This window comes from Paenibacillus sp. FSL H8-0315 (assembly GCF_038005365.1).
GTDB classification, from domain to species: Bacteria; Bacillota; Bacilli; order Paenibacillales; family Paenibacillaceae; genus Paenibacillus_AQ; species Paenibacillus_AQ odorifer.
The window spans coordinates 4,526,274-4,546,179 of record NZ_JBBOTA010000001.1 but is presented as its reverse complement, the minus strand read 5'-3'; the positions used below and the strand labels follow the sequence as shown (position 1 = coordinate 4,546,179).

Below are 19,906 nucleotides of genomic sequence, written 5' to 3'. Positions count from 1 at the left end.
ATTCTACTCCAATTGAGGAGGAATCCGGTGATACGTAGCTTGTTCAAACCCGTATGCTAAGGCTATGAGCGTAGGCTCGCTATAAGCTTTTCCGGAAAAAACAACACCAAAAGGTCCCTTGGTCGAATCCCCATCCGCATCAATAATGCCTTGAGATACATATCCCGCCGGAACGGTAACTAATGGATAACCTAAGCGTGCCGCAATATACATGCCATCTACATCACCAGGCAGCAATAAGGCGTCTAAACCATATTGTTCCAACACATAATCTATTCCTTGCTCAAGTGCTAATTCCTTGTATTCTTGTTTCTTCTCTTGATAGACTTCTTCAGTTAAAGTTACTTCTTCTGATCTCGTCAGGGTGTCTTGCCCATATCGCAGGGCAATCTCAGCATGTCTTTCATTATAGGCTATCAATTCTTGCAAAGAGTGAATCGGAACGGAATCATCTACTTGTGCTAAATACTGGTTGAGCCCTTTTTTAAATTCATAACAAATCACATCATTATTCCAATTCTGTTGTTCAACATGTACTGTGACAGGATCTATAATGGTAGCCCCTTCATTCTTCAAGGTCAAGATAGCTGCTTCCATAATTGCAAGCCTCTCAGCGTCTAAATGCTTATAATAATGCCGTGGAATACCTATTCTTGCTTGTCGTATAAAGCTTTTATCTAAACTTGAAGTATAGTCTGTATAAGCGTATTTTTCGCTTGAAAATGTTGCTGAATCGTTGTCGTCCACTCCGGTTAACGCCCCTAAAATAATTGCCGCATCTGTAACCGTTCTAGCTATAGGCCCAGGGGTATCCTGGCTTACTGAAATAGGAATGACTCCAGAACGGCTCACTAATCCCACCGTAGGTTTGATTCCGACAAGAGCATGTTGGCTGGCTGGACCGACAATAGATCCTGCGGTTTCCGTTCCGATCGCTGCTGCTGCCAGATTCGCTGCTACGGCTGCCGCAGGCCCAGAGCTGGAACCACTGACAAATACCGTCCCAGGTCCATACGGATTCAGTACAAACCCGCCCCGCGAGCTATATCCCGCAGGCATTGTACTAGACATAAAATTAGACCACTCCGACATATTCGCCTTCCCAAGTAAAATAGCCCCCGCCAATCGAAGCTTGGCCGCTACAAATGAATCTTTTGCCGCAATTGATCCAGCTAAAGCTACAGAACCGGCACTCGTATGCATCTTATCCGCGGTGTCTATATTATCCTTCAATACAATAGGAATACCGTGCAGGCTCCCGCGGCTCCCTTTTTCTGCTCGTTCTTTATCGCGTGCTCGCGCGATTTGTATAACCTCTGGATTTATTTCTAAAATAGAGTTTATGTCTATATCGTATTTTTGGATCCGCTCCAGATATACTTGAACTATATCCTCTGAGGTAATTAAACCTGCTTCCAGAGCCTCTTGCATTTTAATTATATCCGTCTCAATAATCCATTCCTGAAGTTTATTCTTCATACGAATAACTCCTTCCAAAAAAATAAAATTGCCTCTAGTATAAACCTACCACAAAATTTCACCTCAATAATATGGAGAGTTTAACTATAGTTATATTCAGCTATTTGACTCCCTCGGCTACAGATGATAGGGTATTTTCGAAGTTAAATTTTTCCGGGAGGGAACACCCATGACGGAAGTAAAGCTTAGTATTGGATACGACGAATTCGAAGAAGGTCAAAGAATTGGCGAAGCAATTGAGAAGTTAAGCAGCAGCCCTGAAGGTGCATCGCTGACCAGCCTAATTATCGGTGATTGGGGGCAAGCCTACGAGAATAGCTCGGAAGAGGTTGTAGAGGCACTGGTTACGCATAGCGCCAGCTTCCCGGCTTTACGCAAGCTTTTTATTGGTGAGATGGGCTATGAGGAATGCGAGATTTCATGGATTACCCAAAGCGATCTATCACCGTTGCTCCCTGCTTTTCCAGAATTACAATCACTCACGATTCAAGGCGGGAATGAGCTGAGCCTCTCAGAGCTAAAGCATGACAAGCTGGAGGAACTGATAATTATTAGTGGCGGCTTAAGTAAAGCCGTACTTGAAAATATTGCAGCCAGCCAATTGCCGAATTTACGCAAGCTGGAACTCTATCTTGGCGTAGATAACTACGGCTTTGACGGAAGCCTCGCAGATATTCTACCTCTTATAGAAGTAGGAAAGTTCCCTAAACTTACCTATCTGGGATTAAAAAATAGCGAAATACAAGATGAAATCGCCGGTGCAGTAGCAAATGCGCCTATCTTAGATCAGCTGGATACGCTAGATCTATCTCTGGGTACCCTCAGCGACGAAGGTGCTGAATTGCTTCTTGCCAGCGAGAGAATCAAGGGACTAAAAGCATTGAATCTAAGCCATCATTTTATGTCCGACGAGATGATCAGCCGGTGGCAGCAGAGTGGATTACCTGTCGATGTCAGCGACAAACAGGAAAGCGATGATGAGGAAGACTGGCGTTATCCTTCCATCACAGAGTGAGCCCCCTATGCGGCCGATGATCGTTATCGGTATTCCTGGGGATAAACGGACTAGCGGCATTCAGCAAGCACGTTCCGATCTCGGAATGCCACCTGCCATCATTTTATCGTACGCTGAATTTCTGCAAGGCCAATCGTTAGGTGATCTGCTGGAAGTGCAGAAGCAGCTGTTATCCAGCCAGCCGGCTGTTTATAACGGAATAGATCTCAGTGCGGCTCCCCCGCTGCTGAGATTGGAATCGCCTGGCAGCAGCTTTGAAGTAGAACGTGCCTTAATCGCTCTTGGCGCACCTGATGCCGTTGATGTTGACGATTCGCTGCATCCCTACGCTGAAAGACCTGATCCGCGCCCACTCCGTGTGAAGGTAGCCCATCAATTGAAGGAGATGCAGGGTGTCCTGCATCATCCTTCGCAATGGTTCCGCGGTTATTGCCGCATGCTGGCTAGACTACAGCGCGAAGCCAAAGAGGTTTGTCCAGGCTCGCTATGGTTAAATGACCCCGCTGACATTGCGGCCATGACCGATAAACGGCGGGCACAACAGATTCTGAGTGAGGCAGGCATCCCTATTCCTCGTCCATTAGGCGAGGAACAGCAGCCTACCGACTATGCCTCTCTCCGTGAGATGATGATCTCCCGGCGAATGCACCGGGTATTCATTAAGCTAGCCTTCGGCTCTGCCGCTTCCGGGGTGATCGCCTATCAGCTCCATCCCGTTACAGGTGCCGAAATTGCCTTAACTACAGTGGGGGTCGAGAATTACATCACCCGACCGCCCATTTACTATAATTCCGGTAAACTGCGGCGATACACAGATACCGCCACGATCTCCGGCATTATTAACTGGATTTATCGGCATGGTGGTTATGCCGAGCAATGGATCCCTAAGATCGGCCATAACGGCAAAGCCTTCGATATCCGCCAGCTCGTGGTTCTCCGTGAGGCCTGTCATACAATTGCTCGTGTAAGTTCCACCCCAATTACGAATCTGCATTTACGCAGCCAGCGGATGTCTCCTTCAGAAGCCGGTTTATCAGAATTCATACAGGAGCAGGTACGAAATACCGCGTTGCAAGCGCTGGCGGCATTTCCCCGTTCTGGAGTTGCCGGGATAGACGTGCTGATATCTGGAGGATCGCAGCAGTGTTTTGTCGCCGATGTTAATCCTTTTGGCGATTTGCTGTACGATGTGAAATACCGCGGCTGCAGCACCTACGAATGGGAAATGAAGGTATTGACCGCCAGAGACTATATTACTCATCCCTCAACACCGCTTATAAAGGAAGGATCCTCTTAATGGATATGAACACTATCGTTGGCACCCATGACATTCTAATGATCACACTTGATACCCTTCGATACGATGCAGCTACTATGGAGGAAGCGAACTGCCCGAACCTGTGCGGAACGGGATCCTGGGAGAAAAGACATACTCCCGGCAGCTTTACTTATGCGGCCCATCACGCTTTTTTCGGCGGCTTCTTGCCTACTCCAGCTACAACGGATAAGACTGAGCATATCCGCATGTTCCATTCCCGAAACACCGGAATGAAGACGCATCCCCATACATGGCTGTTCGATACGCCGGATATCGTGTCAGGACTTGCTGCCGAGGGCTATCGCACGGTTTGTATTGGAGGTGTTATTTTTTTCACCAAAAAAAATCCACTCGCTCGTGTGTTGCCAAGCTATTTCCAGCAAAGCTACTGGCGGATGACCTTCGGTGTGACCAATCCGCGTTCCACAGAGCATCAGGTGAACCATGCCTTGAAGCTGCTAAAGGATACTCCTAGCGAGCAAAGATTGTTTATGTTCCTCAACGTCTCTGCCATTCACGGACCAAATCATTATTTTGTACCTGGTGCTAAAAAAGACTCCGTAGACAGCCAGCGCGCCGCTCTTCGTTATGTGGACGGTGAACTGGGCCGGTTGTTCGATGCGTTCCGGGAACGCGGCAATCCGGTCTTCTGCCTGGCTTTTTCAGATCATGGAACCGCTTATGGGGAAGATGGCTATCAGGGGCATCGCCTTGCCCACGAGACGGTATGGAACGTCCCTTATCGGGAGTTTATTTTATAATATTTATTACAAGGAAAGGATGGAGAACTGATATGACGTTATCGTCCTTCTCTTTAGAAGAGCTTCACAAGTGGAAAGACAGCATTACTGCTCACCCTTACCGTTCTTATCTGTATTCCTATCCACACAAAACGGCTTACAGGGATTTGCAGCCTCCGATGCCGCTAGAAACACTCTGGCGTGATGAGCCTGCGGAATCTTTCTTTCTATATATGCATATTCCGTTTTGTGGCGCACGCTGCGGATTCTGCAACCTATTTACCCTGCCTGATAAACGCGCAAATGTTCATGCCACATACGTGGATGCCCTGGAACGCCAAGCAAAGCAATGGGCGGAATTCACCAGACATAAACCTTATGCGCGTTTTGCGATCGGCGGTGGAACTCCCACCCTGCTGGCAGCAGATCAGCTCCGCCGCTTGTTCCACATTGCCGTTGATACGATGGGACTGGACACAAATACAGCCTCCATCTCAGTAGAAACTTCACCGGAGACGATTACCGAAGAGAAGCTGAATATTCTAAAAGAGTATACGGTGGATCGGGTCAGCATGGGCATCCAAAGTTTTGTCGCTGCTGAATCGGCGGCCATCTATCGCCCACAAAATCCGGATGAGGTATATCGGGCACTAGAGCTGCTGGGGAAATATGATTTTCCCATACTGAATTTAGATCTGATCTACGGGCTTCCGGGGCAGACGGTCGACTCTTGGCTATATTCGCTCAATCAAGCGATCAGCTTTGAGCCAGAGGAAATTTTCATCTATCCGCTCTACACCCGTGAGCATACGATTGTGAAGCCTGGTGATATCCAGCGTCAGGACGATATTCGCCTAGATTGCTACAAAGCCGCTGGGCAGCTGCTTAGAGCGAGAGGATATCGCCAATACTCCATGCGTCGTTTCGCCAAGGAAGACGCAGGAACAGCTAAACCCATTCTCGATTATAGCTGCCAAGAAGAAGGAATGGTCGGATTGGGCTGCGGAGCAAGATCCTACACCCGCCATGTGCATTACGCTTCCCGTTATGGGGTAAGCCGTAAAGCAACCGAGAGCATTATTGCTGATTACGTTGCGACGGATCGTTACGATACTGCGGATTACGGGATTGTGCTGAGTCTTGAAGAACAGAAACGCCGCTTTATTCTGAAGGCGATTCTACATAGCGAAGGGCTGAAGCTTGAAGATTACAGCCAGCGTTTCGGTCAATCGCTCTGGAGCGATTATCCTGAGCTGTCCAACCTGCTTCATTCCGGTCTTGGGCAGGAGGAAGATGGCATCCTGCGCCTTACCACCGAAGGGATGGGTTACTCTGATTCGATTGGGGATTGGTTTATTTCTGGGGAGATCCGAGAGCAGATGGAAAGGTTCGTATTGCCATGAATGCGGTCCTCTACTACCGCGGTTCCCTCACGTCCTGCAACTATGATTGCCCCTATTGTCCTTTTGGCAAAACAAGAGACAGCGCAGCTACGCTCGCCAAGGACCGCCAGGGGCTGGAAGCCTTCGTAGCGTGGGCCTCTGAGCAAGGTACGGCAGGTCATCGGCTTTCTATATTTTTTAATCCCTATGGCGAAGGGCTAATTCATCGCTGGTACAAAGAAGCAATGATTGCCCTCTCCAATATGGACCATGTAGAGAAGGTAGCGATTCAGACCAACCTATCTGCCAACCTGGGTTTCATCTCCCAGCTGAATCGTAAAAAAGTGGCCTTTTGGGCCACCTACCACCCCGGACAAGTGCGGGAGGATAAATTTCTGGCGCAATGTTTGACTTTATATGAGAACGACGTTCCATTTAGTGTGGGAAGCGTTGGAATACGCAGCGCTTTTTCAGCGATAGCTTCACTTCGTTCTGCGTTACCAGAGAACGTGTACTTATGGGTCAATGCTTACAAAGATAAACCTGATTATTATACAGCTGAGGATTTTGTCTTCCTTAGCGAGATTGATCCACATTTTTCTGTGAATGCTATGGATTATGAAAGCCTTGGCCAAGCCTGCAATGCAGGAAAAGATGTTTTTTACGTACAGGGCGCTGGGCTTGTGAAACGCTGCTATAAGGACAGAGGGGTCATAGGCAATCTTTACCGTGATGGGCTAGAGGGTCTCTCTGCGGTTAGAAGCTGCCGAATGAAGGTATGCGATTGTTATATCGGTTATATTCATATGCCCGAGCTGAAGCTGCGGAGCATCTATGAAGCTGGACTTTTGGAACGAATCCCGTATGGCGCTATGAATAACTGATTTAAAATTCCAGACAGGGTTTCTTTACTCTCTGTGGAATATGACAAGTAGCCCCCATCTATAGGGGCATAGCAAACACTAAGGTTGGAGGGACAATAACTTATGAACAACATCATTAATTTTGCGCATCGTGGAGCGTCGGCAGTGTGTCCAGAAAATACTATGGCAGCATTTCGCAAAGGTCTTGAGCTGGGTGCAACCGGAATAGAAACTGATGTACAAATGACCAAGGATGGCGGCCTAGTCCTCATTCATGATGAAACTCTAAACCGCACAACAAGCGGAACCGGCTATGTGAAGGATCATACACTCGCAGAACTGCTGGAAGTGGACGCAGGATCATGGTTCGGACCTGAATTCAAAGATGAGCGCCTTCCATTGCTGGAAGATTTATTAGATCTGCTGCAAGGTAGAGATACCATCCTAAATATCGAGCTTAAAAATGGCACTTTTTTATATCCGGGTATGGAGGAAAAAGTGATCGCGGCCGTACGGGATTTCAAGATGAGCGATCGCGTCATTTTTTCGAGCTTCAACCATTATTCACTAGCTTACTGTCAGTCGCTGGCACCGGAGATCAGAACAGGAATTCTATACGGGGAAGGCTTGTATCGTCCTTGGGACTATGCTGCTACACTTGGAGCGACTGCGTTGCATGCATATCATTTTGCAGTACTGCCTGAATTCGTCGAAGAAGCGGCGAAGCATGGCGTTGTCTACCATCCTTGGACCGTTAACGATCCCGAGCGGATGAAATATTTAATTGAAGCTGGTGTATCAGGCATTATTACCGATCATCCAGACCTACTCGCTGGACTTCTGGCTGACAAGGGAGTGTGATGGTGTGAAAAAAGTCTGGCTGCTGGGATTCGGCTTTTTCAGCATCAGCATTACATGGAGTCTGTATAACGCATTTGTACCTTTTTTCCTCGAAAAATATGTACATAGCGTGGCCCTAATCAGCTTCATGATGACGATTGATAATTACTTCGCCTTATTCTTGCAGCCTTGGATCGGCAATCGGAGTGACCGCACGACCTCGCGTTTTGGACGCAGAATGCCTTATCTTATGATCGGTATGCCCTTCGCTGCCGTGCTGACTATGCTGATTCCGTTTCATACCGGACTATTTACACTGCTTTTATTTATGATGCTGATGAATTTAGCCATGAGTTTATACCGTTCCCCTACCGTCGCTCTCATGCCCGACATAACACCTGAAGAGCAGCGTACAAAGGCTAACGGATTAATTAATTTCATGGGTGGATTCGGATCAATTCTGGCTTTCGGCGTGGGTTCGATCCTCTATAAATCAAATCCTGCGCTGCCATTTCTCGTTGCTGGACTGATTACCCTGTTATGTCTGTTTATCGTATCGCGCTTCATCAAAGAAAAACGGGATGGTGTGAATATAAGCCCTACGCTTCTATCCGATACAGCGGGGAGCCCTTCTACGACGATAGTTAAGCCTTCCAGAGTCTCCTTTCGCGGCCAGCTGGATCGTACTACAGTCTTTCTACTGGCAGCGATTTTCTTCTGGTTTGTAGCTTATCAAGGGGTCGAAACCTTGTTTACATTGTATGGAAAAAACCATCTGGGCCTCAGTGAACAAGCAGCCTCCTTCTCCCTTACCTTCTTCTCCCTTGCCTTTGTGCTGTTCGCTATTCCGAGCGGTTGGCTGGGTGGGCGATTCGGGAAAAAGAAGATCATTATCGTCGGCGTATGTGGCCTGATGACGGTCTTTGCGCTTGTTGGGTTTGCACAGGACCTGCTGGTGCTTCGAGCGTTACTCCTGACAGGAGGAATCTTCTGGGCTTGTATCAACATCAACTCTTATCCTTATGTTGTTGCAACGGGAACTGAGGAGAGTATCGGTACTCGAACAGGGATGTATTATTTGGTCTCTTCACTGGCAGCGATCAGCTCGCCACCTTTGCTGGGGCTAATGATTGATATTTTTGATTACTCCATCCTGTTCTATGTAGCAGCGATTAGTATGGCGGTTGCCCTGCTCTGCCTCTTCTTGATGAAGGGACGCAAGCAAGTCCCCCACAAGTTTCACACACCGGGAGCCTAAAAAAAAGCGTCAGCCTTAGACATCTATTTATGTCCAGGGCTGACGCTTATATTTTACACTTAACAAACTAATTTTTATAAACTGAATAACGACCTGTACCCAGCTGTTTGGCGGTGTACATCGCTGTATCTGCTTCGTGCAGCAGCCTGAAATGATCCACCTTGCCATGACTAATGCTGATGCCTATGCTTGCAGATACAAAGAGGTTGTGCTCTCCCAGCTGATAATGTCTGGTCGTCTTCTCCAGAATCTGCACCGCTAACTGCTCCGCTTCCTTCTGATTGCAGCCTTTAGCTACAATCACAAATTCATCACCGCCTATACGGAAAATATGGCGTTTTCTTTTGCTGGAGAATTGACTTAACCTTCCTCCCACCTCTTGCAGCAGTAAATCGCCCACATGATGTCCTAAGCTGTCATTGATTGATTTGAACCGGTTCAAATCCATAAACAATACGGCTAGTTGCTCATTTACTTTGCAGCGATCCCAAAAGTGATCCATTCCATTCTTGTTTAACAGCCCTGTTAAGCCATCCTTATAGGCAAGTTCCTTAAGCTGCTCTCTTTCCGCCAAAACAAGGTTCAGCCGTGTAAGCAAAAACATTAAAACAGCTATCGTAAGCGCGTATATCAATAACGGAGTGAAAATCGCCCCATTGACCTCTATAGTTTCTTCTAAGGATTTTTTGCCTAGCTGATGCATTGCCCACAATCCAACGACAATAGTTATAATGGAAAGGCCCGTGTAAACTGCTCTTTGTTTTGGTTCCTTACTAGCAACATCCCGGTAAAATCTTAATACTAAATAACCTACAACCCCTGCGATGATAATGGACATTAACGTTTGTAAATAAATCTGAACCTCTACCACCTTTAATTCGCACATCCTTCTGAACTACAAATAATTAGCTTACTGTACTGCGATACCAATATATAAAAAAGCTCTGAACATTATCTGAACACTTACTCTTTCTCCAAATGCCGCGCACAATTATATAACTCGCAGTTCCATGAGCCATCCGATTCGGATTTTGTTATTCGCGTAATTGACGTATTGTTCAATAATACTGTGCCGTCCAGTTCTGGAAGTAGTCTTCTAAGGCTGCTGCGTAAAATTGCACCATGGCTAACGATCAGAATATGACTGCCTGGATGTCTCGCCGCAATTTCTTCAATCACTTCGCTGCCTCTGAGCTCGCTGGCTTCTGGAGTTTCCAAACCCAAATCTAACGTCTTCCAATCGGTTCCCCATCGTTCAATCCGCTCTTGCTGCGTAGTTCCTTCAATAAGTCCCGCATACATCTCTCGAATGCCCGGCGCTAAACCCGTGATCTCAAGGCCTAATCTTTCTGCAATAACCTCTGCCGTTTGCCGCGCTCTGAGTAAATCACTTGAATATATGTAATCCCATTGTTCTGTGCTAAGACGTTCAGCCAGTAGTTGTGCCTGTTGCAGGCCTTCAGCATCCAATGAATTATCCGTATGCCCTTGCACTCTGCCTTCTTTATTCCACGCGGTACTTCCATGGCGAATTAAACCTATTGTAGTCATAAAAATCTCCTTTTAGCTATTGAGTCTAGTGGCAGTTGTGATGCTGGTTATGGTGCTAGTTATGGTGCTAGTTATAGTGCTAATCTCAGTGCAATTTCAGTGCAATTTCAGTGCAATTTCAGTGCTAATATAAATAATATAATCTATATTCTATCAGATTCACCCTATGAACATTTAAAAATAAAGGTTATCCAAGTTTTTGAACATGAGGTATAATAAACCTTGTCGTTTTTTACAACAGCTACAAGATAAGGAGTAATTGTTTATGATGAAAAAGCTAGGGTCCACTCTGTTTCTTACCTTCTTACTGCTCGTTCCACTTGTCGCCACTTGCCCATCCACTGTTGGTGCAACACCAGTTCCTAAAAACACCGTCTATGTGGACAAGAATAACCATTCATACATACCACTGCGTCTCTTAAATAGCTTCACTGGTATACAGTCTGTATGGAATCCTAACGAAAAACGTATAAGCATTACGAATGCAGACACCACCATAACGCTTACATTAGGTCAAACCGCTGCGCTCGTCAATGAAAAGTCGGTTACACTAACTGATCTTGCTTTCAGTGATAATGGCACGGTATATATCCCGTTGTCTTTTATCAGCACAACGCTTGGCATTCAATTAACTTGGGATAAGGAAGCCTCTTCATTAACCCTTAAGAGTAATGATATTGCAACCACTGTTCCTGTACAGTCCGGCGCACTAATCAAAGCGGATTCTTCACCAGTTGTCAGCGCTAGTAAAACCTTCAAAGTTGGCGGCAGATCCTTCAAAGCCCAGACGGTTACAGTGTCCCTGCTGCATCCTAAGGTGAAACTTGATGTCGTACTGGCTGGAAATACGGTCGGAAAAGTGGAGGACCTAAGCAGTCTGGCTAAACGTAATAATGCCGTAGTTGCGATTAACGGAACATTTTTTGATGCCTATACAAAAGGAGCCTACAAAGCTCCATACGGTTACATTGTCAGCGGCGGAAAAATGCTTAAAAATAGCTCCGGGGATCGCCGGACGATTTTTACCTATGACAGCAACCATCTGGCGTCACTGATTCCTGGGCTGGATTTCACAAGCCGCTTCGCTTCCGGCTCCATGGAAGGAGCTCTTCAAGCCGGCCCGCGTCTTCTTGTGAACGGTAAGGTATCCCTTAATGTCGCGGCAGAAGGCTTCAAGGATCCGAAAATCTTAACCGGCGGCGGAGCCCGCAGCGCGCTCGGATTAACACGTGACCATAAGCTCATTCTGCTGACCACTGGTGGAGCCACCATCCCACAGCTGGCAGAAATGATGAAGCAAGCTGGAGCGTATCAAGCCATGAATCTGGATGGTGGTGCATCCAGCGGGCTCTACTACAACGGCAAATATCTTACGTCCCCTGGGCGTCAGATCAGCAATGCAATTGTAGTCAAATATCAATAAAATCTCTTGGCCAGACGGCTAGTTGCGAGTGCTGAGCTTTGTGATTTGGCTTGGCTACTGCTCGGCTATGGCTTCGGCTTCGGCTTCGGCTTCGGCTTCGGCTTCGGCTTCGGCTTCGGCTTCGGCTTCGGCTACTAAGAATATTGTACAAAGTGCAATCTGAGGCAGTTTGCAGCGCATAATTGCTATAGCGGTATGATTGCTGTGCGACGTATGAGATTACTTTGCAGCATATGATTGCCGAGCTCAAACCCAAAAATCCCCTTGATGACTTACCCATCAAGGGGATTTTTCATAAAACGTTGCCAGTTTAGATACTGCTGACAGATCCAATGTTAGGGGCAGCCGGTGCAACTTAATCCGTGTGACCTGAATATTCCCACACCTGCAACCAAACTTCTGTAGTAAAGCCCAATTTCTCGTAGAAAGGCTGCATCGAACCTACGTAAACTTTACTAGCTCCGAGTTGTTTTAAACGGTTAAATCCTTCGTGTAGAACCGCCCGTCCCAGTCCCAGCTTTCGATAATTAATGGATGTGCCTACAGGCTCCAGAGCACCAATTCTATTGCTGCTGTCCCAAAAAATATTACAAAAGGAAACCACTTCGCCCGCGTCATTCACAACGCTAAGATCGAGCTGCGGATTATAGCTTGGAGCGTTACTCATATTCCCATAATGTAGCAGCGTGAGCTCTGCCTCCGCCGTTTCTGCATAGTCGAAGGCCATGATATGTCCAAGCGCTTTTGCAGTAACCTCGATCTCATCTCCGCTGCATATTCTAAAGCCAGAGGGGAGCTCCACAGGGAATTCCTTATCCAATCGCAAGGAGTTTACACTTTCCTTACCACCCGTTTGATGATACCCCCTCTTACGAGCAACCTCCGCCGCAGAAGTCATATTCTCCGGTATTGGCACATACAGCTCTACGTAACCACCGTTCTCTTCCTCAGCTTTTTGTTCAGCAAAAGCGAACATTTCTTCAATTAATTTTTCCGGAGGATTCATCTCAGCACACTGAAAATAGAACCCATCGTCCCTGCACACTACAGCTGCAAGCTCTCCATTCTCATACTCCCATAAGCCCACTTTTTGTTCCCACTGCTCCAGCGTTCCACTTCTCGTCTCCTGAAAAAAAACAACAAATTCCCAGCGGTCTATAAGCCAGGTATTTGGAGTCTTTAGCTTACTATAACTTTGTATAAGAAAATGACGTACCTTCAGCAGATCTTCAGAACGGTAGCTTCTAAAATTAATGTTCATTTTCCACGCCCCTTTCTTTAATTTCATATTAAGGGGGAAGCAAAATGAAGCATATATCATAATTAGTTATTATTATTTTATACTACCGAATATGATCCGTACGTTCACAAAACAAACATTTCTTGAGTGAAAATTATGAGCTCCACGCATCCGTTAACTGCATTTAGTGCAACTATTTCCTCAGAATGCTCCTTCAAAAGATAGTTAGTTGTATTTCGTGCAGTTAAATTTCTGGTTTTCCTTTAATTCCACTAGATTCACCCTTTTTAGTTGTACGAAGTGCAATTAAATGGCTTCTAGGGACTATCTACGCAGAAATAAGTGTACAAAGTGCATTTAGATGACTTCTATGGACTATCTACTCAGAAATAAGTGTACAAAGTGCATTTAGAGAAAGCTTTGGATTGGGCGGTCTTCTTCCGGAGGAAATAGTCACTGATCAAACTTTTTCAAGCGATAATTATGAGCTCCACGCATCCGTTAACTGCATTTAGTGCAACTATTCCTCAGAATGTTACTTAAAAAAATAGTTAGTTGTATTTCGTGCAGTTAAATTTCTGGTTTTCCTTTAATTCCACTAGATTCACCCTTTTTAGTTGTACGAAGTGCAATTAAATGGCTTCTAGGGACTATCTACGCAGAAATAAGTGTACAAAGTGCATTTAGAGTAAGTTTTGGAGTGGGCGGTCTTCTTCGGGAGGAAATAGTCACTGATCAAGCTTTTCAAGCGATAATTATGAGCTCCACACATCTGTTAATTGTATTTAGTGCAACTATTCCTCAGAATGTTACTTCAAAAGATAGTTAGTTGTATTTCGTGCAGTTAAATTTCTGGTTTTCCTTTAATTGCACCGAATTCACCCTTTTTAGCTGCACGAAGTGCAACTAAACGGCTTCTAGGGACTATCTATGCAGAAATAAGTGTACAAAGTGCGATTAGAGTAAGTTTGTTGAGTGGGCGATCTTCTTCCGAAGGAAATAGTCACTGATCAACTATTTCCAAGCGATAATTATGAGCTCCACGCATCCGTTAACTGCATTTAGTGCAACTATTCCTCAGAATGCTCCTTCAAAAGTTAGTTTAGTTGTATTTCGTGCAGTTAAATTTCCGGTTTTCCTTTAATTGCACCGAATTCACCCTTTTTAGCTGCACGAAGTGCAACTAAACGGCTTCTAGGGTCTATCTACGCAGAAATAAGTGTACAAAGTGCAATTAGAGAAAGCTTTGGAGTGCGCGATCTTCTTCCGGAGGAAATAGTCACTGATCAACTATTTCCAAGCGATAATTATGAGCTCCACGCATCCGTTAACTGCATTTAGTGCAACTATTCCTCAGAATGCTCCTTCAAAAGTTAGTTTAGTTGTATTTCGTGCAGTTAAATTTCCGGTTTTCCTTTAATTGCACCGAATTCACCCTTTTTAGCTGCACGAAGTGCAACTAAACGGCTTCTAGGGTCTATCTACGCAGAAATAAGTGTACAAAGTGCAATTAGAGAAAGCTTTGGAGTGCGCGATCTTCTTCCGGAGGAAATAGTCACTGATCAACTATTTCCAAGCGATAATTATGAGCTCCACGCATCCGTTAACTGCATTTAGTGCAACTATTCCTCAGAATGCTCCTTCAAAAGTTAGTTTAGTTGTATTTCGTGCAGTTAAATTTCCGGTTTTCCTTTAATTGCACCGAATTCACCCTTTTTAGCTGCACGAAGTGCAACTAAACGGCTTCTAGGGTCTATCTACGCAGAAATAAGTGTACAAAGTGCAATTAAGTCTGAATAAGCTGCTTGAGCTAAATCTGGATTGCTTAGATCTAGATGAGTTAGATTTTAGATCAGTTAGATTTGGATCGATTAGCGGTAGATCAGCTAGAGCTAGGCCAGCTACAGCTAGGTCAGCTAGAGCTAGATCAGCTAGGCTTAGATCAGCCAAATTCCCCTTCGGTAAGTCTAGCTAGATTCTTACGTTGACCACGAATAAGAGTACTCTTTTTGCATAATTTTCCTTGTCCATGTTACTGTATAACTGAACAAAGGAGGGAAAATATGGAGACGATTCTAATCATAGAGGACGATGCCAAGCTGGCAAGCTTGCTGAGCACGTACCTATCGAAATATGGGTTCCATACAATTATTGTAGAAGATTTCAACAGGGTACTGGAGACTTTTAATGAAAGCTCGGCTGACCTTATCTTACTGGACGTCAATCTGCCTAAATACGATGGGTTCTACTGGTGCCGCCAGATTCGTACCCTCTCACTCTGCCCGATTCTGTTCATTTCTGCACGGGATAGTGGAATGGATCAGGTGATGGCGCTTGAGAATGGCGGGGACGATTATATCACTAAGCCTTTTCACTATGAGGTTGTACTTGCCAAAATCCGCAGCCACATACGTAGAGCATACGGTTCATACTCACAGACTCAAGAAGAGCATAAACTCCAATCTGGAGGTTTAATCCTCTATCCTGAACGATATATGATCCAATACGACGGGCACACGAGTGAGCTAACCCAGAAGGAAGCGGTTCTACTGGAAGCTTTACTGCTTAAGGAAGGACGAGTGGTTAACCGGGAGCGTCTGCTCGATCTCATGTGGAAGGATCAGCATTTCATAGATGACAATACATTAAATGTCTACATAACCCGTGTCCGCAAAAAGCTCAAGGATCTCGGTCTTGGCGACATTGTGGAAACCGTAAGAGGCGCTGGCTATCGGCTTAATGTTTCTAAGGATACGCCATGAGGCTTTTTTGGAGAGACCAGATCTCACTAATCCTATTCTATCTGCTTCAGATGCTGCTTATCCCTTTGCTGTATTGGCTGTCTGGTGAGAACAGACCGATCTCTATCATGCTTTATGGAATCGCCTTGAGTACCGTAGTTCTACTGCTATATCTAGGCTACCGATACGTTCAGCACCGGAGATTGTATGCAGCATTAAGCGAACCTATGGACATGCTCCAAAAACATCTTGTTTCCTTAGGAGACACTCCTCTTTCAGAAGCTATCCATGAGTTATTGCAGCTGATTGACCGCCAGTATCAGGAGCAAGTGAATGCGCATGCGCGCCAGATGGATCAGCATATCGTATTCATAAATCGCTGGGTTCATCAAATGAAGACCCCGCTCTCTGTAATTCAGCTTACGCTAAAGGATCTTGAAGAGGAGGCAGCCGCAAGTATTCAGGAGGAACTGGAACGTCTGCGCAGAGGGCTGGAGATGGTTATCTACACTTCAAGACTTGACCGATTTGAAAATGATTTTCAAGTTGAACCGTTACTTCTGCGCAAAACCGTTAGTGAGGCGGTAGCCGAAAATCGCAGACTATTCATACGCCGGGGTATAAAAGTAGATGTACAGGTGGATGCCAATCTCGCGGTATATAGCGATGCTAAATGGTTAATGTTTATGCTGGCCCAAATCTTAACCAATGCCGTAAACTATACCTCCGGTACTGGCAAGACCGTTACCCTCTCAGCTCAGCGTGTAGGCACCGACACGATTCTGGATATTACCGATCAAGGGATCGGCATTTCTCCTGAGGATCTGAAGCGGGTCTTTAATCCCTACTTTACGGGTGACCGCGGACGACATTATCATGAATCGACAGGGATGGGGCTGTATCTCGTCCGGGAGATTTGCAACAGGCTCGAACACAAGGTGGATATTCAGTCCCGGCTCGGGGAAGGGACCCGTGTGCGGCTTATTTTTAGCAACAGTGATCATCTACAGAAATAATATTGAGGGGACTTCGTCGTCATTATTCATGGCTTTGAAGCCTCCTTCTTCTTTATAGGCTACTTATCTCTCAACCCATTCTCCACAAGGAGAAAGGCGAACATAACCTTAACGTCTCTGTAAGGGAACCTTAAGGTAAATCCATAGCAGCTAATCTCTCAATCTTATAAATTATATACATAACCCGTTCCCCGAATAAGGCGGATGAAATCATTTTTGTATTGGAAGGAATGAATGATATGAACGTATTGGAAGTCAAAGGACTTCATAAGGTATACCCCGGCAAAATAGTGACCCAAGCCCTCACCGATATTCATCTTAATATTGAAAAAGGTGAATTTGTCGGAATTATGGGACCGTCTGGTAGCGGTAAAACAACACTGCTCAATATGGTATCCACAATCGACCAGCCGTCCTCTGGCGAAGTGAATATCAATGGCAGCAACCCTTATCTTTTGAATAAAAAAGAGCTCGCCCACTTTCGCCGAAAACAGCTAGGCTTTGTGTTTCAGGACTTCAACCTGCTTGAGACGTTAACCGTCGCCGAAAATATTGTGCTGCCCCTGACTTTGGATAACCGTAAGCTCTCACAGATGGAAATCTTGCTTCAAAGAGTCGCTGAACGCTTAAACATTACCGATATTCTGAGCAAACGCACCTATGAAATTTCAGGGGGACAACGTCAGCGGACCGCAATTGCCCGGGCGATCATCACCTCTCCTTCGATTATTTTGGCCGATGAGCCTACGGGTGCGCTTGACTCCAATTCTTCGCGGATGGTGATGGAATCGCTGGAAGATATTAACCACAAAGAAGGCACCACGCTAATGCTCGTAACACATGATCCACTGGCAGCGAGCTACTGCAACCGAATTGTTTTTATAAAAGACGGCAAACTAGCAGCGGAAATTCACCGGGGAGATAACCGTCAGGCCTTCTTCCAAAAGATTATCGATACACTTTCATTCTGGGGAGGGAATAGTCATGAACTTTCCTCAATTCGCGTTTAATAATGTACGCCGTAATTCGCGCGCTTATTTTGCTTTTTTCTTAAGCAGTGCTTTTATGGTCATGATCTTTTTCTCTTATTCAGTCTTTATTTATCACCCTAGTATTACGAACATCGCGCTGGGTGCGAATTCAGCCTCCGGCATGCAAATTGCTTCTTACATTGTGTTTATCTTTGCGTTCTTTTTCGTACTATATTCGATTAGCGCATTTCTGAAAATGCGTAATCTGGAGTTCGGCATACTGATGATTTTAGGCGCACGACCTGGCCAGATCAACAAGCTGATTCTTATAGAAAACATGCTGATCGGACTGCTCTCTATAGTAACAGGTGTGTCTTTCGGCATGCTTTTATCCAAGTTATTCTTGCTGCTAAGCACGACAATTATGGGCATGGAGCCACTGCCCTTTTATTGGCCAATGAAGGCGTTAATGATTACTTCTATCTCTTTCATTTCATTATTTCTGGTCATTTCGATCTTCACATTATTGTTCATTCGTAAACATCAAGTTCTTGAACTGCTTAAGGGAAATGTTAAACCTAAAAAAGAACCCCGTGTCTCCTTGTTGTTCTCGCTCTTTGGGCTTCTACTGTTGACCGTCGGCGCTCTCGCGATTCGGAAGCAATTGTCCCCGTCCTCACTGTTAGTCGCCGCTGTCACAGGTATCGCTGGAACCTACTTTTTCTACTCTCAGTTATCTGTATTGGGCATTCGCCTACTAAAACTAAGACGCAAACGGTTGTGGCGCGGAACCAATCTGCTGTGGATTTCCGAGATGAGTTATAAGATTAAAGACAATGCAAGAATGCTGTTCCTTGTAACTGTGGTTACCTCGCTTGCCTGTATGGCTTCGGGAATTCTTTTATCGATTAATCAAGCGAACTCAGACCTCTATAAAAAATCCCCATTCGCTGTGAGTTATACGATTTATGATCCGAAGGATGAAGCACCAGATTTAGAGCCCATTCACACTAAATTAAAGAATGCTAAAGTCGAGTATACAGAGAATAAAGTAGATCTAATCTCTGCTTCGATTCAAGGAATCGATAAGGAAATAATACTTGGAATTGATCTGATCTCCCGCTCACAGTTCAATCAACTGGGCTTACAGATGGATGTGTCCGAGGTTGGACCCTTGTCTGAAAAAGAAGCTGTATTGCTGCTGAACCCACATATGGATTCACAGAATTATGCTGCTAATCGAGCGATTCATTTGAAGGTTCAAAAAGATGAGGAACTGATGTTAAAAGAATTACGAACACCAAAGGTACATCCAGTAGATCCAATGGCCACCTCACTTCTAATCGTAGATGACAACTTATATCATAAGATTTCTAATTCAACAGAGAAGTACACGAGACCTTATGTGAAATATCTATACAAAATCCCTGCATGGGACGGTCCTACACCTAATGACAGCTCAGCTGAAGCTGTTGTCACCAGAGACCTTATCCAATGGAATAAAGCCGCTAACAAGGCTAACCATCAATACAGCTCTATACTGGGATCGCGAGCAGACAGCTATCTATCGACCAAACAGGGAGCCGCCATGCTTAGCTTTATAGGGATTTTTATCGCACTGATCTTCTCGCTTTCATCGGCCAGCTTTCTCTTTTTTAAGCTTCATACTGAGCTCAATACAGATAAGCAAATGTATAATGCTTTGTCCAAAATCGGTTTAAGTACTAAAGAAATGTCAGCTTCTGCTACCAAACAGATTTCTGTGCTTTTCTATATTCCGATTATTATTGCCACCATTCAGACCCTTGTCGTGATACGCCCGATACTGAAACAGATTAATATCACAAATGTAACTGTGCCCGTGCTTACTACATCTGCTGTATTTCTGGTTGTGCAAACTATCTATTTCCTTATTGCGAGATCACGGTACATTCATAGTCTCAAGAAAATAATGGTGTAACACCATGTTGAAAAGAATCGTAACCCTGGATGTACTTCGCGGCTTGGAACTTATGGCAGCACCAAAAGGTTCTCTAGCTGATCAATAGGCAATTTGCTATAGTTAGTGA

The 19,906-nt window shown here is 45.3% G+C and carries 16 protein-coding genes; 12 read left to right on the top strand and 4 right to left on the bottom strand.

Going from position 1 to position 19,906, the window contains the following annotated elements; all coding sequences use genetic code 11:
- Window positions 1–3: 3 nt before the first annotated feature.
- Window positions 4–1,479 (bottom strand): amidase family protein, encoded by a 1,476-nt coding sequence (locus MHB56_RS19700; RefSeq protein ID WP_341143895.1) that lies wholly within the window; start codon window positions 1,477–1,479, stop codon window positions 4–6.
- Between the two features lie 169 nt (window positions 1,480–1,648).
- On the opposite strand from MHB56_RS19700, the gene MHB56_RS19695 reads away from it, so the two are divergent.
- The 7 genes from MHB56_RS19695 to MHB56_RS19665 all read left to right on the top strand — a co-directional run bounded on the left by MHB56_RS19695 (window position 1,649) and on the right by MHB56_RS19665 (window position 8,895).
- On the top strand, window positions 1,649–2,494 hold the full coding sequence (locus MHB56_RS19695) for an STM4015 family protein (protein WP_076129565.1): 846 nt from the start codon (window positions 1,649–1,651) through the stop codon (window positions 2,492–2,494).
- Window positions 2,430–3,791 (top strand): STM4014 family protein, encoded by a 1,362-nt coding sequence (locus tag MHB56_RS19690; protein ID WP_341143894.1) that lies wholly within the window; start codon window positions 2,430–2,432, stop codon window positions 3,789–3,791. Before MHB56_RS19695 ends, MHB56_RS19690 begins: the two co-directional genes overlap by 65 nt.
- The gene (locus MHB56_RS19685) at window positions 3,791–4,573 is read left to right on the top strand and encodes an STM4013/SEN3800 family hydrolase (protein WP_076129567.1); all 783 of its coding nucleotides are present in this window, start codon (window positions 3,791–3,793) and stop codon (window positions 4,571–4,573) included. Before MHB56_RS19690 ends, MHB56_RS19685 begins: the two co-directional genes overlap by 1 nt.
- A gap of 32 nt (window positions 4,574–4,605) precedes the next feature.
- Window positions 4,606–5,955, top strand: a complete 1,350-nt coding sequence (locus MHB56_RS19680) for an STM4012 family radical SAM protein (RefSeq protein ID WP_076129568.1) — start codon at window positions 4,606–4,608, stop codon at window positions 5,953–5,955.
- Window positions 5,952–6,818, top strand: coding sequence for an STM4011 family radical SAM protein (locus MHB56_RS19675; protein ID WP_076303450.1), 867 nt, complete (start codon window positions 5,952–5,954; stop codon window positions 6,816–6,818). The genes MHB56_RS19680 and MHB56_RS19675 overlap by 4 nt, the downstream gene beginning before the upstream one ends.
- A gap of 102 nt (window positions 6,819–6,920) precedes the next feature.
- Window positions 6,921–7,658, top strand: a complete 738-nt coding sequence (locus MHB56_RS19670; RefSeq protein WP_076129570.1) for a glycerophosphodiester phosphodiesterase — start codon at window positions 6,921–6,923, stop codon at window positions 7,656–7,658.
- 4 nt (window positions 7,659–7,662) lie between these two features.
- Window positions 7,663–8,895 carry an SLC45 family MFS transporter gene (locus MHB56_RS19665; protein ID WP_339246679.1) on the top strand — a complete coding sequence of 411 codons (1,233 nt, stop codon included), beginning with the start codon at window positions 7,663–7,665 and terminating at the stop codon, window positions 8,893–8,895.
- Between the two features lie 67 nt (window positions 8,896–8,962).
- Here MHB56_RS19665 and MHB56_RS19660 read toward each other — a convergent pair whose 3' ends face one another.
- Complete coding sequence (locus tag MHB56_RS19660; RefSeq protein ID WP_341143893.1) at window positions 8,963–9,781, bottom strand: GGDEF domain-containing protein; 819 nt, start codon at window positions 9,779–9,781, stop codon at window positions 8,963–8,965.
- 77 nt (window positions 9,782–9,858) lie between these two features.
- On the bottom strand, window positions 9,859–10,446 hold the full coding sequence (locus tag MHB56_RS19655) for a histidine phosphatase family protein (RefSeq protein ID WP_038568983.1): 588 nt from the start codon (window positions 10,444–10,446) through the stop codon (window positions 9,859–9,861).
- 268 nt (window positions 10,447–10,714) lie between these two features.
- Between MHB56_RS19655 and MHB56_RS19650 the strand changes: the two genes are divergently transcribed.
- Window positions 10,715–11,869 carry a phosphodiester glycosidase family protein gene (locus tag MHB56_RS19650; protein WP_076195197.1) on the top strand — a complete coding sequence of 385 codons (1,155 nt, stop codon included), beginning with the start codon at window positions 10,715–10,717 and terminating at the stop codon, window positions 11,867–11,869.
- Between the two features lie 355 nt (window positions 11,870–12,224).
- Here the strand turns inward: MHB56_RS19650 and MHB56_RS19645 are convergent, their stop codons facing one another.
- Complete coding sequence (locus tag MHB56_RS19645; protein ID WP_076303452.1) at window positions 12,225–13,130, bottom strand: GNAT family N-acetyltransferase; 906 nt, start codon at window positions 13,128–13,130, stop codon at window positions 12,225–12,227.
- Between the two features lie 2,042 nt (window positions 13,131–15,172).
- Between MHB56_RS19645 and MHB56_RS19640 the strand changes: the two genes are divergently transcribed.
- From MHB56_RS19640 to MHB56_RS19625, 4 genes are all read left to right on the top strand, one after another.
- Entirely contained in the window at window positions 15,173–15,871 is a 699-nt protein-coding gene (locus MHB56_RS19640) for a response regulator transcription factor (protein ID WP_341143892.1), read from the top strand.
- The gene (locus MHB56_RS19635) at window positions 15,868–16,866 is read left to right on the top strand and encodes a sensor histidine kinase (protein ID WP_341143891.1); all 999 of its coding nucleotides are present in this window, start codon (window positions 15,868–15,870) and stop codon (window positions 16,864–16,866) included. The genes MHB56_RS19640 and MHB56_RS19635 overlap by 4 nt, the downstream gene beginning before the upstream one ends.
- Window positions 16,867–17,105: 239 nt before the next feature.
- Complete coding sequence (locus tag MHB56_RS19630) at window positions 17,106–17,876, top strand: ABC transporter ATP-binding protein (RefSeq protein WP_036679832.1); 771 nt, start codon at window positions 17,106–17,108, stop codon at window positions 17,874–17,876.
- Window positions 17,851–19,797, top strand: a complete 1,947-nt coding sequence (locus MHB56_RS19625; protein WP_076309218.1) for an FtsX-like permease family protein — start codon at window positions 17,851–17,853, stop codon at window positions 19,795–19,797. The genes MHB56_RS19630 and MHB56_RS19625 overlap by 26 nt, the downstream gene beginning before the upstream one ends.
- Window positions 19,798–19,906 lie beyond the last annotated feature (109 nt).